The organism is Vibrio sp. 1562, assembly GCF_033340155.1.
GTDB lineage: Bacteria > Pseudomonadota > Gammaproteobacteria > Enterobacterales > Vibrionaceae > Vibrio > Vibrio alginolyticus.
The window spans coordinates 1-526 of record NZ_JAWOVY010000748.1 but is presented as its reverse complement, the minus strand read 5'-3'; the positions used below and the strand labels follow the sequence as shown (position 1 = coordinate 526).

1 pseudogene is annotated in these 526 nt (G+C 46.2%); it reads right to left on the bottom strand.

From position 1 onward, the window contains the following. Positions 1 to 526 (bottom strand): annotated as a pseudogene (locus tag R7Z49_RS27435) (hypothetical protein); the annotation flags it as partial.

Here is a 526-nt window from a genome sequence, read left to right as displayed (position 1 = left end):
TTTGTCGCTGCCAGGTACAGCTTCGCCATGGCGTAAGAAGTACAGCGAACCGCCAGTACCTAAAAATTCATGGTGCGCAAACAGAGAGTCCGATTCGGCGGCAAAGCCTACGATGTTAAGACGATCTTCACCGAACTTCGTGGTAGAACGTGTGCGATAGTCACCTTTGAAACCATATAGGCTGCGGTTGTAATCGTTGTTGTCAGTACCAGTTATACCTGTGTTGTAGTTCCCCCACAAAACGTTGGATTTGTCGTATTCAACGTTGAGATACACTTTGCCTTTGGTGTTGACCACTTTGTAGATGTTCGAGCTGTCACCGTAGTTGCCGTAATACATTTCATCGTCGTCTTCGAGAATGTCGAATACGCTTGATGAGTCAGAGGCAAACGGGTGCTTAAACATGTCTCGCACGTCACTCTCTTTGGTATCAAAGTGGGTGGTGATTCGGAGTTTGTCACCAAACTTACCTTGGCCAAAATACGCTAAGCGACCTTGGTTGTAGATATCATCTTGATATTGGTCA